The 1,831-nt window shown below is 75.5% G+C and carries 1 protein-coding gene; it reads left to right on the top strand.

Annotated elements, in window-relative coordinates; all coding sequences use genetic code 11:
- The first annotated feature begins 310 nt into the window (after positions 1-310).
- A complete protein-coding gene (locus ACFVHV_RS43740; protein WP_380359468.1) occupies positions 311-1,780 on the top strand; it encodes a hypothetical protein in 1,470 nt (489 codons plus the stop codon).
- The last annotated feature ends 51 nt before the right edge of the window (positions 1,781-1,831 follow it).

Consider the following 1,831-nt stretch of genomic DNA (forward strand, 5'->3'; position numbering starts at 1 on the left):
GGGGGGGCCGGCTGGTGGCTCTTGTTGGGGCCGGGCCGCCTGTCGCGCCCGTCGCCCGTCCCCGCGGGGGGGGGGGGTCGTTTCGGGTGCCCCCCCCCCCCCCTCCGGCATGTCTCCGCAGCTGTGCCTCGTTGGGGTTTCGCCCAGATCTGCGCAAAATAGGTCAAGAGGATGGGTCTATTCGTCTCGTCCTCGACATATTCCGGTCCGCACGACGACGGAATCCGGCCCGGGGCACCGAACCGGTTCCGGATCCGTCCGTTCCGTCCGATCATGGGCTCCGCAGCCCGCGAAACGAGGGGAAGAGCCCATGAGCGACGCCGTCCCCCAGTACGGCTTCACCCAGGCCCGCCGTGGCTACGTGCCCGAGCAGGTCGACCGAGCCCTCGCCGCCCTCACCGCGCAGCGTGACGAGGCGTGGGAACGGTTGAGCGTCCTGGGCGCCGGCATCCGGCAGATGGAGGCCCGGCTGGCCGACATCCGCCGGACTGCCGAGGAGGCCCCGGAACCCGACTACCAGGTACTCAGCGAGCAGGCCGCCGGACTGGCCGCGATGGCCGAGAACGAGGCGCGCGCCGTCCGGGAGAAGGCCGAGCGCTTCGCCGAGGACCTGCGGGACGAGGTCTACGAGGCGGGGCAGGCCGCCGACCGCGCCGCCAAGGAGTACAGCACCACGACCCGTACCGACGCGGACGCGGCCGCCCGCCGCACCGAGGAGCGGACCCGGGCCGAGGCCGAGGGCATCCGGTCCGACACCGACCGGGAGAGCCGTTCCGCCCGGGACACCGCGACCGCGTACGCCGCCAAGGTGCGGGTGGCCGCCGCCGAGGCCAGCGAGCAGGCCGAGGCCGAGCTGGCCGCCCGGCGCCGCAAGGCCGACGAGACCTTCGCCGCCGCCCAGGCCGCGGCCGACGCCGAGGACGCCGAGGTCTCGGCGACCGCCGAGCGCAAGGTCAAGGAGGCGGAGCAGCAGCGGGAGACGGTGCTGAACCGGATCAAGCAGCTGGAGACGGATGCCCAGGCCAAGGCCGACCAGCTGGTCGAGCAGGCCCGCCGGGAGGCCGAGAAGATCAACGCGGAGAGCGAGCGCGAGCAGCGCGAGTTCGACACCCGGCTGGAGACGGTGCAGCAGCACCTGGACCACATCAAGGCCACGCTGGCCTCGCTCACCGGGGCGGCGGTCGGCCAGATCGAGCCCGAGGTGGCGGCGGCCGCCGTCGCGGCCGCCCGGGCCGCCCAGGACTCCGTCGGGACCGTCGTGCCCGCCGCGGCGCCCGCGCCCCCCGCGCCGCGGGAGGCGGTCGCGGACGCGGTCGTCGACGCGGTCGTCGACGCCTCGCCGGTGGACTCGGAGGCGGACACCGGGGAGATCCCGGTGGCCGACCTGCGCAAGACCCTGACTCCCGCGGCTCCCGCCGGGGCCAAGGCCCCCGCCCGGGAGAGGTCGGCGACCGTGCTGCGGACGCCGGTGGTCGGCAGCAGCGCCACCAGGGCCATCGGCGGGCCCGTGGCGACCGGCCCGGTGCCGCCGAAGCCGGCCTCGCCGCCCGCCGAGGAGACGGTCGAGGGGACGGCCGGGGCCGAGGGAGCGGCCGACGGAACGGCCCAGGGAACGGCCCAGGGAACGGCCGAGGCGAAGGCGGTCGACGGGCCGGCCGCTGCCGGGAAGGGCGACGGGCGGTCCTCGGAGGCCGAGACCCGGATCGTCCCGAAGATCATCATCGTGGACGACGGGAGCGACTACGCGACCCCCCACACGGTGAGCTACAACCGCCGCTGACCGGCGCGTCCGACCACGCGCCGCGAAGGCCCCGACCGCCCGGTGAGAGGC

This window comes from Kitasatospora sp. NPDC127116, from assembly GCF_042677365.1.
Classification (GTDB): domain Bacteria; phylum Actinomycetota; class Actinomycetes; order Streptomycetales; family Streptomycetaceae; genus Kitasatospora; species Kitasatospora lactacystinica.